Below are 15649 nucleotides of genomic sequence, written 5' to 3' on the forward strand. Positions count from 1 at the left end.
CGTCGGCTTCGATCGACGCCGTCGGGCCCGCAGCGTGGACACGGACGGTTGAAGCGTCGTAGTCAGTCATGGATCAGATGGGGATGGTCTGCCCGTCAAGCGTCGGAACGTGTTCGACTACCCGAGGATCATCGGGGGCGGCGCCAGTTTCGAAGTACTGTTCGAGCGCGGCCTCAAGCTCTGAAAGGCCGACGTCGCCGTCGACGTAAGCCTGTTTCCAGGCCACCGCTGTCCCGGATAGCGTATCAGTCATGGATGAACACAATCTGATGTCATCGGCGCATCGCACCACTGAGCGCCTGCTCGACGGCCGTTTCGGTCAGCGTCTGGATGTCCGAAAGATGGTCTTCGGTCAGGACGTCGTCGGGGACCTGCCCACAGTCTGCATTCACGCCGTCGTCTTGCGCTTCCAGAGCTTCGAGCGCGTCGGCGGCGCGTTGCTCGAACTCGTCCCACGTCTCGTCCTCGCGCTTGAGGTCCTCGTGACGCGCTTTGGTCTCGGCGTCGACAGTGATGCTCTTGCGGCTCATGGTCGGACAGGTTCGAACTCTGAGGAGAGGATCCACTCGCGCTCTGTCGTGCGGTCCTCGATCAGGACGTGAACCTCGGGGTCCGGGACGAAACGCTGGAGCGTCGTAGCGACGACGGAGTCGCGCGGGCCCGACAGTTTCGGTGGCGAGTCATCGCGGGCGGCGTGTCGGTAGAGCCAGGGTTCGTCGACGGCCTCGACGATCCGGTGGGCGGCATCGGCACCACGTCGAAAGGTGTCGGCGTCGGTCATGGCTCAAAGTCTCGCGTGTCGATGGGGAACGCCGATGTCAGTCCCTGGTCGGAGACGCCGTGGGCGGTCGCGACGTCCTGGTAACGTCGCGTCGGCCGGCCGCCGAGTCGCTCGACGAACTCGCCGGCGGGCTTCGGACTGCCAGTACAGAAAACGGGTGGGCCATCCCACGGGATGCGGCCGGAGATGTGGTGGTGGCCCATGTACGCGATATCGAAATCGTGGTCCATCAGCGTCCCGCGCCACTCGTTCTGCCGGGCCGACGTCTCGGCCTGTGGGCGACGGTCCTGCCCATGGCGCAAGTGACCGAGGACGTCACCACCACGCATCTCGAAGTTGCGGTACGCCTTCGCCTCGCCGATGAGGAACTGAACGTTCTCGAGCGTGTCGTCGTCAGAGTACTCGCGGATGGCAGCGACGGCGTTGCGGATGTGCTTGTAGAGGATGAGGTCGGCGTTGGCCTGCCGGGACGTCCCGCTCGCTCGGTGCTGGCCGTGGTTGCCGACCTGGCAGACGACCTGCAGCGTCGGGAACCGCTCGGCGAACGCCTTGATCTGCCGCAGGAGTGGCGCGACGAGGATGTCGTGCTGCTCGTCCAGCCACGCGTCAAGGTGCTCGAACTGCCCCTCGTAGATGCCCTCGTTGGTGATGAAGTCGCCACCCCACAGCAGGTGGCCGGCGTCGTAGAACGAGCCGTGCTTGTCCGCCAGCGAGAGGGAGCGCTCGGTAATGTGGTCGATGACCGCCGGTATCATGTCGGTCTCGTAGACGACCTCTCCGTCATCGCGACGGATGCGGTCGCCGGCGTGGAGGTCGGTCAGGTGTGTGACCCAGTCCTCGTTGCCAGCGTATGCATTCAGTGACGCTGTCGGCCACTCCAGCTGTGCGAAGTCGTGAACGAGCTCGTCGTGACGGGCCTGCCACCACTTGTTGGCCTTCCGCGTTCGCGTCTGCTTGTGTTCGCTGCTCCGGAGGTGATCCTGATCGGGGCCGTGGTAGTTCCCGGCGTCGTCGCCGTCGAGTGACCAGCCCTTCGCCTTGATGACGTCGAGGTGCGCCCTGACCACGCGCTCGTCGACGCCGAGGTCTTCGGCGAGGGCAGAGACCGACGACGGGAGCGAGCGGTAGATGTACGCCTCCCGCTCGGTGAGGTCCTCGCGGTCATCGTCGGCTTCGTCGTCGGTGGCGACGTCGACATCGGGACAGGCCCAGACGTTCTCACTCTGGTCGTACTCAAGTCCGATGTCGTGGTGTTTCTCTAGCCGGTTGCGATAGCCCTCGACTGTCGTTGGTTGCACGCCCATCGCCGCGGCGGCGTCAGCTGTCGAGGTCGGGAGAAGTTCGAGATACTCCCGTAGCCGTGGGGCTTCGTCGGGGTCAGGTAGGTCACTCATGTTCGAGTCGCTTGCGTTCGGTCAGGTAGCGGTGCATGAACTCGACGCCCTCTATCCAGCCCGCGGAGAACACCTCGTCCGGCGCCGCGTCGGCTTGATCGCGAGCTGCGTCCAGTGCCTCGTCGAGGTCGCGGTCCGTGTAGAGGTTCTCGTTGGCCGGGCCGTCTGGCATCAGCTGTCTCGGGAAGGGAGTCGCCGTTTGACCTGGCGGCCGACGCGGCGGAGGACTGGCTGGAGGTCATCAGCCACGGCGCCGTCGTTGTCAGCATCCGCGACGTCGCGCGCAGTCTCGATGACCTGGGCGTCGGCGTAGCGGTACACAAAAACTAGTAGCGCCATGACGACTGCAGTCAGGACGCCGACGACGCGATTCCCGAGCAGCACTTGTTTGTACGCGAACGGAGCGAGTGCAATCAGGAGACCCACGACGGCGTCGCGGGCCTTGCGCTTGTGGTTGGACATGGTGATCAAGAGTTCTCCTCGTCGTCCTCAGACTGCTGGGCGCTTACCTCGGCGAGTGCCTGGAGGAGCGCCGCGTAGTCGCCGATCTCGATTCCGTTGTAGAGCATCAGCAACGCCAGCCCGAGCGAGCCAACCAACGTCGGGTCGGCCCCCAGACTGAGTGCGTACAACGTGATGGCGACGGTGCCGAGGTTGACGACCGTGGCGCGAAGGATTTTGAACGCTTTGAGCATCCTAAAATCGCCGCCATCCTGGAGTGCGGTCACGTAGTCGTCGACCAGTCCGTCTGGACAGTACCACGGTCGCGGCTGTGGAGTGGTTCGATGAGTGCTCATAGGACATCGTATCCGTCCGGAAGGCCGACCTCGTCCGACGAGCGTCGGAACGTCGAGCCTTCAACGTCGACCGTGTACCATCGTGTCCCGTCGGCTGAGAAGTCGGTCGCGACGACGTCACCGACGCGAATCTCGCCACGGGGCGTCTCGATTGCCACGCGGTCGGGGACGTGCGGTTCGATGGGCGAGGCGGTGTTGTTGATTGCGCTCATCCGTCGAGATCCTCCAGTATCCTGAGCCAGCGTGGCTTCTGTGCCGGTGTCCACTCGACCTCGCGGACGCCCGTCTGGACGCCCAGCTGGTCACGAATCGGTTCAAGTTTGCCACGAGGCACCTTCGCCGGGACGTCGGGCGCTTCGTCGCCGGCGGCGACGGCGAGATACGTCGCAGTCGCAAAGATTTCGCGGTCTTTGCCCTGTCGCTCGGGGTCGGTCTTCAGCCGCTCGACGGCGCGGTAAAGCGTGTCGATGTCCGGGTAGTAACCGTGCCGATGGAGCGCACGGGCGATGTTGTGACTGCGACTGATCGCCTCCTGGAGCGAGCAGATTCGGGCACCGGACGCACGACCACTTGGCGAGCCACACTCGCCGCAGTATGTCCGTGCGTGATGGCTCCGCTGGGCGCCGTAGTCGTCGTGGTCGGTGGCATCCTGTCCGATGATGCCCTTCCCAGAGCGCTCGAGTGTCTCGGTCGGCTTGTTGCCAGTCCCGAGTGAGTCAGCCGATTGGTCGTGTTCAGTCCGGTCGCGGATGCGACTGAAACACGTCGAGCAGTACTCGGGGTGCTCGAAGAGCAGGTCGTCGAACAGGCGTAGGGCCCGGTCGCCACGATTTGACGGCCGTTGGCCGGTGCTACCTGTCGATGTGGGACGTGATGTACTCATGGAAAAGCAGTGACTAGCGGACGATCCCAGTTCGGGACCGTATGGCGAGCGCCAGTGGCGCTGAGTCTGTCTACACGTATGCGCGCCAGTGGTGATGAACGATTATCTACCAGCAGTAATACCGGTTCTTTCGCACTAACCAACATCGGCGAAGCCATGCAGGTAGTGTTGGTTAGCCGGTGCGCTGGTAGAGCTCCTGTCGAGCGTCGGACGGGTTCGGCCGGGACGTGATCAGGCCGGCCGCCTCCAGACGGTCGACAGCGTAGCGGGTGGTCCGGTCACACAGCCACGACTCGTCCCGAATCTCCTGCTGAGTCCGGGGCTCGTCCTCCTCGAGGACCTTGTACACGAGCTTCGCGCTCGGCGGGAGGTCCTCTAACACGTCGTCGGTCATGGTAGATCCGGTCATGCTGGTTTTGGGTTCTCCTGCGAGTCGGCGCGATACTGCTCGTCGACGTCTAGTGCATTCACTTGCGGTCCCCAGCGCTCGCGGAGTCGGCGCAGTGCAACGCGCGCCTCGTCCCGAGTGTAACTGCCGTCGAGGTGATGCTCAACGAACCGCTGGGCTGCGTCCCAGTCGTCGATGTGGATGACGTGCGCTCGGATGCGGTCGAGGCCAGCCACGTGACTGGCCCACACACGCTTGTGGCCGTTGACGATCTCGTAGCCGTTGTCGACGTCACGAACGACTGGGATGGGGCGCGGGTAGCCTCGCTGTCGAATGCCATCGACGAACGCCCGGTTGGCCTCAACGTCGAAGTTGCGCGAGTGGTACGGCGCCGCGTCGATGGCATCTAGGGCGACGGTCGTCGGGTCGACCGTGTCGACGCGCTCGAGACGGGACTGCGGGAACGCGTAGTAGGAGACGTCGTCGGCATCCAGCTGCGCGAGTTCGAGATGCTGGTAGCCGGCGTACTTTGGCCGTCGGCGTCGAAGCGTGTCGCGATAGACGACGATCGCGACGGTCTCGTCGGCCGGGTAGTTGGGGTTGTCCCGCGCGACTGTCGTGTCGTGGCCCTGGACGTGCCAGTCTTTGCTCGCGACCGGCGGGGTGTTCACGACGACGGCTTCGTCGGGGTCGGCCTGCTCGCGGTCGATGACGACGTCGCCCGGCGAGAGACTACGCATTCTGCAGCACCTCCATGGCGCCGATAGCGAGCAGCGAGAGGATGAGGACCGCCCCACCGCCGATGGCGGCACCGTATCCAGCGGTGGCCGGCAGTTCGGACCAGTCGGCGTTCCGGTACGTGTAGCGGGCTACTGTTCGGGTCTTTCCGATGAGAGTTGCGTCGTCCTCCCAGATGACTCGGCGTCGGAAGCTAGCCGCAGTGAGATAGATGCCTAGCCCAGACAGAAAGACAGCGCCAGCAACGGCGCCGCCGGCGGTCCAGACGAGGAGAGTCGTCGGGCCGATCATCGCTGTCCCTCCGTGCCGACGTAGGCCTCGATCTCTTCGAGTGAGATCCGACGCTTGACGCGGTGCCCGCGGTTGAAGTAGGCGTGCCCCTCGCCGAGACTGCCGAGTTTCGACCGGATGCGCTCGGGGGTTGGCTTGCGGCCGACGCGGTCTTGCTCGCGACGGATGGCCTCCTCAATCGTCAGCGTCCAGTTGCAGTGTTCGCACGACTCGCCGATGCGCTCGACGACGCGGTCGGCATCGGTTCGTGAAGAGTCACTCATCTGTGGCCTCCTTGTCGTCGATGTGGCGCGCTGCTTGCTCGATCAACTCTGTCGTCGGGTGCTCTTGGTCGTTCTCGTGGCCGATGAGTTCGCGCAGATCATCGTCGAGCGTCCGGGTGAGTCGGGTGTGGCTGTTGCGGTCTCTCCAGACAATGAGGTCGTCAGCATCCAGAGCCGCCTGGATGCTCGCGTCGACCCCGTCTCGAGAGTAGTCCCCGTAGCCGATCGGGGCGCCGACAAGGACGCCGTAGACTGTGCTGGGCCGACAGCCGGGTAACTGCGGGTCGCCGGTGTTGTGCTCAACCACGGAGAGGACGCGCTCGTAGCGTTCCTCCGTGTCGACATCGTCCTCAGTCATCGACCGTAGCACCTCCAGTGGCGCTAGCCTGCAGACTAGTCTGTCGGACGGTCGCCCCGACCCGGACAGTCTCGGCCTCGCTCTCGATGCTGTCGGTCAGTGCCATCGCGACGTCGACCCACGGCTGGAGCTGTGGGCAGTGTCTCCTGAGAGCGTCTAGGTCGACTGGCCACTGGAACGCAGCGCCGAGCGGTTGGTCCGGGTCGACGAGTCGCGAGGTGTCGTCGACGAGCGCCATCGCGATGTCGAAGAGGTTGTCCTGCGGCGCCGCCGTCGTGTCGCTGACCGGCGACGGGCAGACGTCGCCTCGCTCGCTGCTGTCGATCGGCAGTGCAAGCCGAAGCCCATCGTCGGTCTGGCGGACGAGATCCAACGCTTCGAGGGCGTCGAGATGTCGGCCGACCGACCGGGTCGAGACGTCGGCGGCGTCGGCGAGCTCGCTCTTCGAGAGTGTACCGGCCGTCCGAAGCATGACCGAGACGACTTTCGAGACGGTCGGTGGGCAGTTCGGCAGGATGCGAGCCGGGTCGAGGTTCGCGAGGGAGACGCGGACCTCGTCGAGGCCGATGTCTCGAGGACGGTCCTCGCTGTCGAGCCAGTGGACGGCGTCGCAGGTTGCATGGACGCTGTCCGTCAGGGCCCGACAGAGCGTGACTGCGTCCCGAGTCGTGTGGATGTGCTTCGGATTCAGCATGCGGTTGAGTGCAGCAGTGTAGTGTTCGCGACCGGCCGTCGCGACCGGCACGTCGACGGCGATCTCCGGTGCGTCGTCTCGCGGCGTCCGCCGGGCGAGATGGCCCTGGACGTGGTAGCCGAGACGGGTGGCTCGTCGACCGCGAATGACGAGCCCGCCGATGTAGCTCCCGAGTGGGTCGGCGGCGTCGACAGTTACCGACAGCGTCTGGCTGAGCTTCTCATCACGCGTCTCGAACAGCTTCCGGTAGAGTGCGTGTTTGCTGTAGTGCGACTGGATCGTCGCCGCGAGACTGATCGTCTCAGCGATGGCCGCGAGTCGGCGGTCGTCGATGTGTTCGGGGATGCGGAGTTCGCGAACAACGTCGACGCCGGCGACGTCCAGGAGATGCACCATCGTCCCGGCGAGGCCGTGTGCCGACCGCATGATCGTCGACCGGAGTCCGTCGCGGTCCTCGTACTGCTGGTTGGAGAGGTCCGTCGTGAGGTCCGCTAGCTCCTCGCCCCACTCGACGAGTGCATCGCGGAACGTCTCTGGGTCGTCGGCGGCCTCGTCGGAGAGGGCACCGATGCACCGAGCACCACGCAAGAGTTCCGGCGACAGGTCGAGATCCTCGAGGCGGTCCGTGGGAAGTGTTCGGTCGATCAGTCGGGGTGACGCTAAACCAATCGCAACGCTCGTTATGTACTGCAGGGCCGACGTGGCCCGGACAGCGACGACGGCCTCGTCGGCGTCGTCTTCGTAGCTGACGTACCGGACGTGAGCCTCATCAGCCTCGTCATCGGCTGTCTGGCCGGCCGTCACGTCCTCTTCGGCCACCGTGACGCCGCCGTCAGTAGCGAGGGCGGCAGCGGCGACGTGCTGTGGCCGGGAGAGGTAGCGGGTGCGGTAGGGTCCGGCGGATGAGGGGGCACCCCTCTTGCCCGCGTGGTTACACGGCCTGTCGTGAGACTGTCGGGCTTCGCTAAACTTCGCATCCAGTTCCTGCTGGACGCCGACTTCGAGGTCGAGATGGTCCAGAAACGCCGATCCCGCTGGCGACAGTTCGATGCGCATATTCCCACGACTCCCAGTCTTCTGCAGCAGGTCGAGTTCCTGGAGGCGGCCGACGAGGTCGGAGATGCGTCCCACGGTCACGTCGTGTTGAGCCTGTAGTTCGTCGTAGGACAGCATCTCGGCGGGCTCTGCGGCGAGGTCGCGAAGAATCTGGACGCCACGGCCGTCGGGGTCCAGTTGCGTCGCCGCCGTCGCGACAGCCTCCTCGATGGGGGTATCCTGTGTACGCCCTGCATTCGTCCAGTCGCTAAACTCGGCGGGCAGGTCGTGGCCGTGCAGCTGGGCCAGTCGCTCGACGTCGATGGGCGACCCGACGATGAGGACTTCACACCCACTGGCCAGCTCGGCGAGCCAGCGGCAGATGTCCCGACGCTGGGCGGCGTCCTGGTCGAGGAACTCGGCCGTGATCTCCACGCCGATGGTCGGTGTCGCCTCGACCGTCGCGAACACGCGCGGGTAGCTGGTCCAGATGTCCTCGGTGTCCGACTGAATGCTTAGTTGCGTCCGTTGCCCGAGTTGTTGGGTCACGCGCAAGAACGTCGCCCGCGTGTGGTGCTGGTCGACGGCCGCCTGACCGGCGAGACTCGAGTAAATGTGGGTTGGCTGGCCGCCAGCTACACTCGTCGCGAGCGCAGTCACGTCGGCGCCGACGAGGTCGTCGGCGAGTGCTGTCGCCGTCGTCTCGACAGCGCCCTCGAGGGCGGCGAGCAGCTCGCGCTGGAAGCTGGCCTGCTTCGTCAGCGCCGCCGACAACTCGGTAAGGGGGCGTCCGTCCAGTTCGACCCGCCCAGCGGCGCCGGCGACGTCCGTCGTCCGGACTTCGATGCCGGCCTCAGACATGGCACGGCACCTCCGACAGCCACGGCTGGGTGCTGGGCTGGCCCGCCAACGGCTCTGTAGTGTCCACGGTCGTGGGACTGGGCAGTCCAACGGCTCCTCGCCGTCCCCGAGATATGCGCTGCGCAGAGCTACCGCTCTCGGTGGGCGATAGCTTTACATGACCGGCTCCAGAACAAGGAAGTGTACCACCACTCCTCGTTCTTAACCGGGTAGCGATGCGTGTAGATGTCGACCTATCTTGGCTGTGAAAGATGTCTTTCGCATGTACCTTAAATGATGGGGCAGCCGTCATACACTTTAACCGAAGCTGACACGTTCTTTTGCTGTGTTCACGACACCGCCGTCGTTGAGTTCGACGTCGACGCGAGTCGGCGACCCCTCGAAACAACCAGACCGCCGCAATCGCCCCAGACTCCTCGCCGGCTTCGTTGCCGCCTTCGTCAAAGCGCGTCACCGTGCAGTCCATGCTGACAACGTGGCGGCCGGTGTCGACCGTCCAGCGTCCGTCGTCGATGTCGGGGTGGTCGAGCGTCATCGCACACCTCCGACTCGCCCCGGTCCGTCCCGAGCGAATCGCGTCAGACAGTTGTAGCAGGCGAACGTGTCGGCGTTGACGATAGCGAGCCGACGGTCGCAGTTCGGGCAGTCGGGAACGGTGTCCCGGCCGGTGACGCCCGCCGCCATCACTGACCCTCCCCGCCGATGTCGATCTGCTCGCGGTCGAACGTGTCGTCACAACCCTCGTACGAGCAGACGTAGTGGTCGCCGCGGTTCTGGACACCGCCGTGTTCGCACGGGCAGTAGGTCTCGCGGTTCTCCAGCGCGTCCTCGATGTACACCCACGCGGCCTCCGTGTACTGGAACACGTGATACGGCTCGCCAGCGTCGTCTTCGACGCGTTCGCGCGAGATGATCGACGTATACTGCTGCAATGATCGGAACACGTCGTTACCGTGATCGGGGACGTCGAGGTCGCGCCACGTGTCGTCGGGGCTGTCAGCGAGCTCGGCCCAGAGGTCCAGATGCTTGCGCAGGATCTGGACGCCCGACCGGTCCAGTGACACTGACTCACTCATGCTGACCTCCATCATCGTGCGTGGTCCCAGGATGGTGGACGCGGGGCGCCACCTCTGGGTCGGACACTGGCTCAAGTGGTGGCAGCTCGACGTCGTCGAGGCACATCTCACAGTAGTGCAGCCGGATGACGCGCTCGTCTGGCCGGTCCTCGCTTTTGATGTCGACGTAGTTCTCGGCCGACGGTTCCGGGAGATCCTCGTAGTGAGGCGGCTCGATCTCGATATGCGAGAGATCACATGCGCGAAACGGTCGCTTGCAGTTACTGCAGGGCAGGACCAGCGTCATTCGCGCGGACCCTCCAGAAACGTGACGACGGCGCACTCTTCGACCTCTTCTGGGCACCGGCGCTGGCCCGGCGCGAGGGACTTCTGGAGTGTCCCCTCGGCGCCGCAGGCCGGGCATCGATCGTCGTCGCGAAGCCGTTCGGCGAGCTCGGCCCACGACTCACCGTCGCCGCGGGGTTCGCCGATGTCCTCGATATCGGTATCGTGGCCGCTGCCGTCGGCGACGACCGGCGCCGTTTCCTGACGCGTCTCCTCGAGGACAGCTTCGCGCTGGTCCATCGACAGGCCAGACCCGTCCGTCGCGACGACGACCGCCATCCGAGGGTCCTCGTCGAACTGCTCGACGCGGCGGACGGCACGGTCGACGTGGTCGGACAGGTTACTCACCAGACTCACCTCCTGCCTGTTCGAGCTCGTGGGCACACTCCAGGCACACGCGCCGGTACTCGGCGTCGAGCATCCCGCGGATGTTCTCGACCGTCGAGCGGTCGCTGACTGCGTCGGCGCTGGTGTCCATCGGAAAGTCCAGCTTCTGCATCGCGTAGCTCCCGCACCACTCACCACACTCGTCGCAGTGGTTGTCGTGCCGGCGCCGGCCGAGCACCAACTTTGGGTGGCAGATGGCCCTCGCGATGACGATGCCGAGTGCGAGGCGAAGACGGCCGAACCGGTAGTCATCGACGTCTGCCTCAGACACCGCGACCACCTCCTAGTCCCGACTCCAGCTCCCGCTCAGTCTCGAGGCGCTCCTCCCACTCGTCTTTCGGGAAGACGTTGACGAGGTAGTCGCGGTCGTCGTGGTCGAGCTTGAGCCTGACCTGCAGGTCAGAAGCCTGTTCGGCGAGCGATTCGTTCGGGAACTCGAAGGTCTCGCGCTCGCCGTCGCCACGGTCGTGGTGCCGGACGAGGACGTGCGGCTTGCCGTCGTCTGCTTCGAGGCAATCGCGGGCGTGACCAGTACTGTTCCGCGCGATGGAGGCGCTGCGACCGAGGTGGAACGCGAGTGGTTCGAACTCGCCGTCCTGGTTGATCGTCTCGTAGGCGACGCTGTAGTAGCGGTCGTGCGTGCGGTCGCGCTCGACGAGCCACGTCACGATGACGAGGCGGTGCTCGCCGTCGGTGATTTCCGCTCCGCCGCGGTCGACGGCTTTACCGTCCGGGTCGTCATCCCACTCGAGAACCTCGAAGCGCCACTCGTTCGGCAGGTCGTTGACCTTGTTGAAGTCGAACCAGTGGGGCGCTCGCGGGTCGGCGCCATCAGTCGCCATCGGCGTCACCCCCAGCCTTCGAAGGGAGCCAGTCCCGACATTTCTCGATGAGGATCTGCCTCGTGACATCTGACCGCTGCTCGCTCTGCACGACGGCGTTCAAGTACGGGATGGTCGCCAGCGTCAGGTGGCCGTGCCAGTATAGGACCTCGCGCTCGTCGATGAGGTCGGCTAGCGCGACCTCGACCGGCTCTTGCTGGACTGGCGTCGAGAACTTGTTAGCGTGCTTGACGAGCCGCTCCTTCGACGTCCACAGGTCGGCTTCGACGCCCTGCGCACTGTCCGGATTCGCTTCGGTTCGGCCGTCGAGCTCCTCGAGGACCCACTTGCGAGGGTCGGTGGCCTGTTCGGCTTCAGACATCTACTCGTCACCTCCGAACACACACTCGAAGCACGGCGCGTCCGTGTCGCCGGCACCGAGACGGCAGTCGATGTTGCCGTGCGGGCACCGGCCCTGATTCCCAGCGCCGGCGAGGGCGCGAGCACTACCCTCAGTCTGACGGACGACCTCGCGGTGCGCCGTCGACGCTCGGGTCCTACGCATCGACGGTCACCTCCTGGCCGGCGAGGTCGGGACGGGCGTCCCGCAGCGCCGGCGTCAGTTCGGGCAGCTCCCGGTACTCGGTCTGGTCGGCGCCAAGCAGTGCGGCCTCGTTGAGGTCCTCACCGGCTTCGGCGAGTCGACGGTCACGCTCGGGGTAGCGAGCACTGGACTGCTTGAAGAACACGGGGATGTCCTGTGCCTTCGCAGCGTCGCGAATCTCCCGGGCCCACGCGTGGTCCATCTCGCGACGGTCCGCATCGGGCCCGGACTCGCCGCCGATTACGACCCAGTCGATGCCCTCGAGGTCATCGGCGTCGATACCGACCCGACCGAGCAGCGGCTCGAAGCTGACCCACTTCGTCGACGCGGCCGTGTTCCGCAGGTGCTCGATTCGGTAGGTCCGCTCTGCACTCTCGACGGTGACGCCCATCCAGAGGTTGTCCGGCCAGCGCGTGGCCTCGCGGTCCCAGACGAGCATCCGGTTGTCGTGCTCGGCGCCGTGTTTGGTCAGCGCCTGGAAGACGTGCTGGTCGCAGTCTTCGATGACGTCGAAGACGTCGTGCAGGTAGTCGTCGGGGACGAGGTCTTCGGGCAGGAACAGGTCCGACATGCTGTTGACGAAGATGCGTTTGGGGTCGCGGTTGCGCGGCCAGTCGAGGTGATCACGCTGCAGCTGGACGTTCGCCTCGGCGTTGTCGACCGTCCATGCGTGTTCGGTGTGGTCCCAGCGCTGGGACTGGACGGAAGCGTAACAGTTCGCGCAACCTTCGCTGGTCTTGAAGCAGCCGTGGACGGGGTTCCACGTCGAGTCGGTCCAGCCGATGCCACTGTCCTCACTCGGCATCGGCCACACCTCCTTCCGAGTTAGTGGTCACCACGTAGGTACCGCTCATCGATACACCTCCACGTCGCTGTCGTCGACGCCGTCCTCCAGCGCCGACACCACACCGTCGATGTGTTCGGAGCACGCACGGATTTCGACTTCGACCTCGTCAACGACGTATACTGAACCGCTCGATGGCGTGTTCGTACACTGGGGATGAGCACAGCTCACGAGTGGGTCACCTCTCTAGAGACTGCGGTGTGTTCGTCGGCGATCTCGCTCAGTGATTTGTCTCGAGGCGTCGATTGGGCGAAGTAGCGCCGGAGGACATCCGCGTGCCGGGAGCAGTAGCCGACGGTCCTGTCGACTGGCGTGTATCGGACCTGCTCGCACACGTCAGCGCGACAGTCGTCATACGCACAATGCGCAGTATCGCCGACAGATTGCTCACTCGGCATCGGCTACACCTCCGTGGATGATCTGCTCCCAGCTGCGCTGTATGTCGGTCAGGAGCTCCCGATCGGTCGGGGCGTGACTACACTCGGTACACTCCGTGTGATCGGTGAACCCCCAACTCCGAGCGCCACACTCCGGGCATCCTGGCTGCTGTACGTCCATCCGACCACAGAGTTCGTGCCAGACGGTTGCGCGGCGCTGGCGCTCCTGCTCACCGAGCGTGCTCGAAAAGCGACGTTCCGTCAGCTCCTGGTACTCTCGCTGGAGCGTATCGAGGCTGAGTATCTCGACGTCAACGCCGATGTTGACGTGGTTACCCTCGCCTGTGGACTGCTCACTCGGCATCAGACCCACCTCCTCCATCGACGATGCCGATAGCATACTGGATGTCGTCGTAGACGTTCGCACCTTCCCGAGTCCAGTACTCGGCCAACTCTCGGAACGTGTCGACCGGTGCCTCACACCCCGCGGCGGTCGGATGCCCACCGCCGCCGAGCTCACCAGCGATTTCGTGGCACTTTGCGAAGCCCTCGCGGTCGCTGTGCGAGTAGATCCCGATGCCGCCGTGGGATTTCATCACGACCGCGATGTCGTAGTCGTCCTCGTGGTCCTCAGCGAGTCGGTTGCCGATCACGCTGGATCGGCCGCCGCTGCAGTAGGTGAGTGCGATGTCGAGGTCGTTGACCCACGTGGACACTGCCCGCTCGACGGCGAGGTCTTCGAGCTGTTCGTCGAGCGCCTGTCGCTCGTCGATTCGCTGCTCGACGTCGCCGGGCAGGTCGACACCGCACTCGAGGACGGTCGCGACGTAGTCCTCGGGGTCGGCGATGCTCGCGAACGTGTTGAGGCGGCCGGAGCGTGGATCGTCTCGAATCCACAGGTCGATGTCCTTCGTGACCTCGGCGAGCTCCTCCAGGTGTGGGTCGAGTTGTCGGAAGTTGGCCAGCAACGACGCCGTACACTCGTCCTCGTCGACGGTGAGGCGGAACCCCGCATCTATGACGGACTGTGCGGTATCGTCGTCCCACTGGTGGTGGTCGAACCACTCGGCCGTCCGTGCTCGTTTTCCGACGACGGCAAGAGCATCGGTGGGCTCGTCGAGTGCGAAGTCACAGACGACGACGGTCGTGTTGGGAAGGTCAGCGTACTCGATGAGGTCCTCCAACACGTGCTCGAAGCGGTACGCGCCGTGGTAGTCGATCGGCTGTACGACTGTCTCGGGGCCGTACTTGTCGACGACCAGCGCGGCGCTGGAGAGGCCGTCGGCGTCAGTGTGTGTGATGCAGACTGCCGGCGGGTCGCTACGGAGCTTCGAGCGGAACGCCTCGCGGGCCCGCTCGCGTTCGAGCGAGTCGGGGACGAGATGGTCGGGGTCGGGCGTGATGGCCCACTCCTTGAAGCCGAGTTCGGCACGGTCGAGCAGGGCGTCGTCAGTCATCGCGATCACCGTCCAGCGCGTCGACGTCGTATCGAACGCCGCAGTTGATGCAGTCGATGAGAACGACCTCACGGTCGCGATGGCTGAGCGCCACGATGGGTTGCTCGTCGTCGGTGCAGTCGCACTCACTCGACAGACCTGGCGTCGCGATCCACCCCTCGTCGAACGAACCGGGATCGGCCTCGGCGGCAGCGTCGCCGACGGTGGCGTGGATCTCGGTGGTGCGACCGGTCGTGTCCATGCCAAACCCGGCGCCGGACTCAAGGGCTCCGTCGGCGTCCTGGACAGCTTCGGCCCACTCCACGAGTCGGTCCATGTCGTCCTCGAACAGTGGGACGGCGCCGGTCAGCAGGTCCTGCAGGGCGTCACTCATCACCGTCACCCCCGTCGGCCATGTGGACTGTGTTTAAGTTATCGAACGTCTGCTGGTCCTCGTCGGTCACCTGGACATCGCCAACGTCGGTTCGCTCGTGGACGATGTTGTCCACAGCTTCGTCCTCGCTCTCAGCAGTGATTGCGTAGGGAAGGATCTCCTCGGACACGAACTCGAGGAACTCCGCCGTCTCCATCTCGGGCTCGAACACTTCAATCCAGCCCGACTGCGCGAGTGAGACCCGACGGTAGTCGCCCTGATAGTCGACGTCCAGTGTCAGCACCGCATGTCGGTCGATGGCCTCGTCGATCTCCGAGTCCGTCATCTCCTCACGGCCGGACCAGGACATCGTCGTCTTCGCTCCTGGCTTGTCCCGGCCAATCTCCCACACGTCGAGACGGTCGCGCTTGTCCTCCAGCCATGACCGGAGGTCGAGGTACGCGGGCTCGATGCTGCAGTCTGTCTGATGACTGGCTAGCTGATCGAACGCGAACGTCCCTGCGCTGGTGGATGTCATCGCGTAGCCGTCGTGGCCGTTCTCAGCGGGCACCGCTGCCCAGCGGGTGCCGGTTCGAACGCGCGTCTCCACCTGTTTTTTGTTGATGGTGGTGCCAGCGCCGAACCACTGCTCGGGCTCTCGCTTCTCGTCCCAAATGGCGGCCCCCTCGTACACGTCGACGTCGCCGATGGTCGAGAGCGTCGCCTGCGAGGACTCGTCGACCGACAGCATCCGGACGAACTCTTCCATGCCGCCGTCGACGTAGTCCTCTTTCGCGGACCGGTACGCCGCGCCGGCGACGTCCTCGATCCACCCTCTGGTGACGAGGCCGAGCTTGCCGGCCTGCATCACCGGTCACCTCCGACGGCCGCGCGATCGCCAGCAGTCTCTTTGACGTCGACGAG

29 protein-coding genes are annotated in these 15649 nt (G+C 65.0%); all 29 read right to left on the bottom strand.

Features of this window, described 5'->3' with window-relative positions; genetic code table 11:
• Positions 1–73: 73 nt before the first annotated feature.
• Entirely contained in the window at positions 74–253 is a 180-nt protein-coding gene (locus EGH21_RS22230) for a hypothetical protein (protein WP_220620599.1), read from the bottom strand.
• Between the two features lie 19 nt (positions 254–272).
• Positions 273–530 carry a hypothetical protein gene (locus EGH21_RS22235; protein ID WP_220620600.1) on the bottom strand — a complete coding sequence of 86 codons (258 nt, stop codon included), beginning with the start codon at positions 528–530 and terminating at the stop codon, positions 273–275.
• Entirely contained in the window at positions 527–781 is a 255-nt protein-coding gene (locus EGH21_RS22240; protein WP_220620601.1) for a hypothetical protein, read from the bottom strand. Before EGH21_RS22240 ends, EGH21_RS22235 begins: the two co-directional genes overlap by 4 nt.
• Positions 778–2175 carry a hypothetical protein gene (locus tag EGH21_RS22245; RefSeq protein ID WP_220620602.1) on the bottom strand — a complete coding sequence of 466 codons (1398 nt, stop codon included), beginning with the start codon at positions 2173–2175 and terminating at the stop codon, positions 778–780. The genes EGH21_RS22240 and EGH21_RS22245 overlap by 4 nt, the downstream gene beginning before the upstream one ends.
• On the bottom strand, positions 2168–2347 hold the full coding sequence (locus EGH21_RS22250; RefSeq protein ID WP_220620603.1) for a hypothetical protein: 180 nt from the start codon (positions 2345–2347) through the stop codon (positions 2168–2170). The genes EGH21_RS22245 and EGH21_RS22250 overlap by 8 nt, the downstream gene beginning before the upstream one ends.
• A complete protein-coding gene (locus EGH21_RS22255) occupies positions 2347–2637 on the bottom strand; it encodes a hypothetical protein (protein WP_220620604.1) in 291 nt (96 codons plus the stop codon). The genes EGH21_RS22250 and EGH21_RS22255 overlap by 1 nt, the downstream gene beginning before the upstream one ends.
• Before the next feature lie 5 nt (positions 2638–2642).
• Positions 2643–2972, bottom strand: coding sequence for a hypothetical protein (locus tag EGH21_RS22260; RefSeq protein WP_220620605.1), 330 nt, complete (start codon positions 2970–2972; stop codon positions 2643–2645).
• Positions 2969–3184, bottom strand: coding sequence for a hypothetical protein (locus EGH21_RS22265; RefSeq protein ID WP_220620606.1), 216 nt, complete (start codon positions 3182–3184; stop codon positions 2969–2971). The genes EGH21_RS22260 and EGH21_RS22265 overlap by 4 nt, the downstream gene beginning before the upstream one ends.
• The gene (locus tag EGH21_RS22270) at positions 3181–3855 is read right to left on the bottom strand and encodes a hypothetical protein (RefSeq protein ID WP_220620607.1); all 675 of its coding nucleotides are present in this window, start codon (positions 3853–3855) and stop codon (positions 3181–3183) included. Before EGH21_RS22270 ends, EGH21_RS22265 begins: the two co-directional genes overlap by 4 nt.
• A gap of 172 nt (positions 3856–4027) precedes the next feature.
• A complete protein-coding gene (locus EGH21_RS22275) occupies positions 4028–4264 on the bottom strand; it encodes a MarR family transcriptional regulator (RefSeq protein ID WP_425433327.1) in 237 nt (78 codons plus the stop codon).
• Positions 4261–4983, bottom strand: a complete 723-nt coding sequence (locus EGH21_RS22280) for a ParB/RepB/Spo0J family partition protein (protein ID WP_220620608.1) — start codon at positions 4981–4983, stop codon at positions 4261–4263. The genes EGH21_RS22275 and EGH21_RS22280 overlap by 4 nt, the downstream gene beginning before the upstream one ends.
• Complete coding sequence (locus EGH21_RS22285) at positions 4976–5272, bottom strand: hypothetical protein (RefSeq protein WP_220620609.1); 297 nt, start codon at positions 5270–5272, stop codon at positions 4976–4978. The genes EGH21_RS22280 and EGH21_RS22285 overlap by 8 nt, the downstream gene beginning before the upstream one ends.
• Complete coding sequence (locus tag EGH21_RS22290; RefSeq protein WP_220620610.1) at positions 5269–5535, bottom strand: hypothetical protein; 267 nt, start codon at positions 5533–5535, stop codon at positions 5269–5271. The genes EGH21_RS22285 and EGH21_RS22290 overlap by 4 nt, the downstream gene beginning before the upstream one ends.
• A complete protein-coding gene (locus tag EGH21_RS22295; protein ID WP_220620611.1) occupies positions 5528–5893 on the bottom strand; it encodes a hypothetical protein in 366 nt (121 codons plus the stop codon). The genes EGH21_RS22290 and EGH21_RS22295 overlap by 8 nt, the downstream gene beginning before the upstream one ends.
• The gene (locus EGH21_RS22300; protein ID WP_220620612.1) at positions 5886–8483 is read right to left on the bottom strand and encodes a hypothetical protein; all 2598 of its coding nucleotides are present in this window, start codon (positions 8481–8483) and stop codon (positions 5886–5888) included. The genes EGH21_RS22295 and EGH21_RS22300 overlap by 8 nt, the downstream gene beginning before the upstream one ends.
• Positions 8484–9014: 531 nt before the next feature.
• Complete coding sequence (locus EGH21_RS22305; protein WP_220620613.1) at positions 9015–9167, bottom strand: hypothetical protein; 153 nt, start codon at positions 9165–9167, stop codon at positions 9015–9017.
• The gene (locus EGH21_RS22310; protein WP_220620614.1) at positions 9167–9559 is read right to left on the bottom strand and encodes a hypothetical protein; all 393 of its coding nucleotides are present in this window, start codon (positions 9557–9559) and stop codon (positions 9167–9169) included. The genes EGH21_RS22305 and EGH21_RS22310 overlap by 1 nt, the downstream gene beginning before the upstream one ends.
• Positions 9552–9845 (bottom strand): hypothetical protein, encoded by a 294-nt coding sequence (locus EGH21_RS22315; protein ID WP_220620615.1) that lies wholly within the window; start codon positions 9843–9845, stop codon positions 9552–9554. The genes EGH21_RS22310 and EGH21_RS22315 overlap by 8 nt, the downstream gene beginning before the upstream one ends.
• Complete coding sequence (locus EGH21_RS22320) at positions 9842–10231, bottom strand: hypothetical protein (RefSeq protein ID WP_220620616.1); 390 nt, start codon at positions 10229–10231, stop codon at positions 9842–9844. The genes EGH21_RS22315 and EGH21_RS22320 overlap by 4 nt, the downstream gene beginning before the upstream one ends.
• On the bottom strand, positions 10224–10541 hold the full coding sequence (locus tag EGH21_RS22325; RefSeq protein WP_220620617.1) for a hypothetical protein: 318 nt from the start codon (positions 10539–10541) through the stop codon (positions 10224–10226). Before EGH21_RS22325 ends, EGH21_RS22320 begins: the two co-directional genes overlap by 8 nt.
• Entirely contained in the window at positions 10534–11112 is a 579-nt protein-coding gene (locus EGH21_RS22330; RefSeq protein WP_220620618.1) for a hypothetical protein, read from the bottom strand. The genes EGH21_RS22325 and EGH21_RS22330 overlap by 8 nt, the downstream gene beginning before the upstream one ends.
• Positions 11102–11473 carry a hypothetical protein gene (locus EGH21_RS22335; protein WP_220620619.1) on the bottom strand — a complete coding sequence of 124 codons (372 nt, stop codon included), beginning with the start codon at positions 11471–11473 and terminating at the stop codon, positions 11102–11104. The genes EGH21_RS22330 and EGH21_RS22335 overlap by 11 nt, the downstream gene beginning before the upstream one ends.
• Positions 11474–11656: a hypothetical protein gene (locus EGH21_RS22340; RefSeq protein ID WP_220620620.1), complete on the bottom strand. Its 183-nt coding sequence runs from the start codon at positions 11654–11656 to the stop codon at positions 11474–11476.
• Positions 11649–12500 carry a DUF5131 family protein gene (locus EGH21_RS22345; protein ID WP_220620621.1) on the bottom strand — a complete coding sequence of 284 codons (852 nt, stop codon included), beginning with the start codon at positions 12498–12500 and terminating at the stop codon, positions 11649–11651. Before EGH21_RS22345 ends, EGH21_RS22340 begins: the two co-directional genes overlap by 8 nt.
• 45 nt (positions 12501–12545) lie before the next feature.
• The gene (locus EGH21_RS22350) at positions 12546–12710 is read right to left on the bottom strand and encodes a hypothetical protein (RefSeq protein WP_220620622.1); all 165 of its coding nucleotides are present in this window, start codon (positions 12708–12710) and stop codon (positions 12546–12548) included.
• 216 nt (positions 12711–12926) lie between these two features.
• Positions 12927–13280 carry a hypothetical protein gene (locus EGH21_RS22355; protein ID WP_220620623.1) on the bottom strand — a complete coding sequence of 118 codons (354 nt, stop codon included), beginning with the start codon at positions 13278–13280 and terminating at the stop codon, positions 12927–12929.
• On the bottom strand, positions 13270–14373 hold the full coding sequence (locus EGH21_RS22360; RefSeq protein WP_220620624.1) for a DHH family phosphoesterase: 1104 nt from the start codon (positions 14371–14373) through the stop codon (positions 13270–13272). Before EGH21_RS22360 ends, EGH21_RS22355 begins: the two co-directional genes overlap by 11 nt.
• The gene (locus EGH21_RS22365; RefSeq protein WP_220620625.1) at positions 14366–14746 is read right to left on the bottom strand and encodes a hypothetical protein; all 381 of its coding nucleotides are present in this window, start codon (positions 14744–14746) and stop codon (positions 14366–14368) included. Before EGH21_RS22365 ends, EGH21_RS22360 begins: the two co-directional genes overlap by 8 nt.
• A complete protein-coding gene (locus tag EGH21_RS22370) occupies positions 14739–15593 on the bottom strand; it encodes a hypothetical protein (protein WP_220620626.1) in 855 nt (284 codons plus the stop codon). The genes EGH21_RS22365 and EGH21_RS22370 overlap by 8 nt, the downstream gene beginning before the upstream one ends.
• Between the last annotated feature and the right edge of the window lie 56 nt (positions 15594–15649).

This window comes from Haloarcula rubra (genome assembly GCF_019599465.1).
Taxonomy (GTDB): domain Archaea; phylum Halobacteriota; class Halobacteria; order Halobacteriales; family Haloarculaceae; genus Haloarcula; species Haloarcula rubra.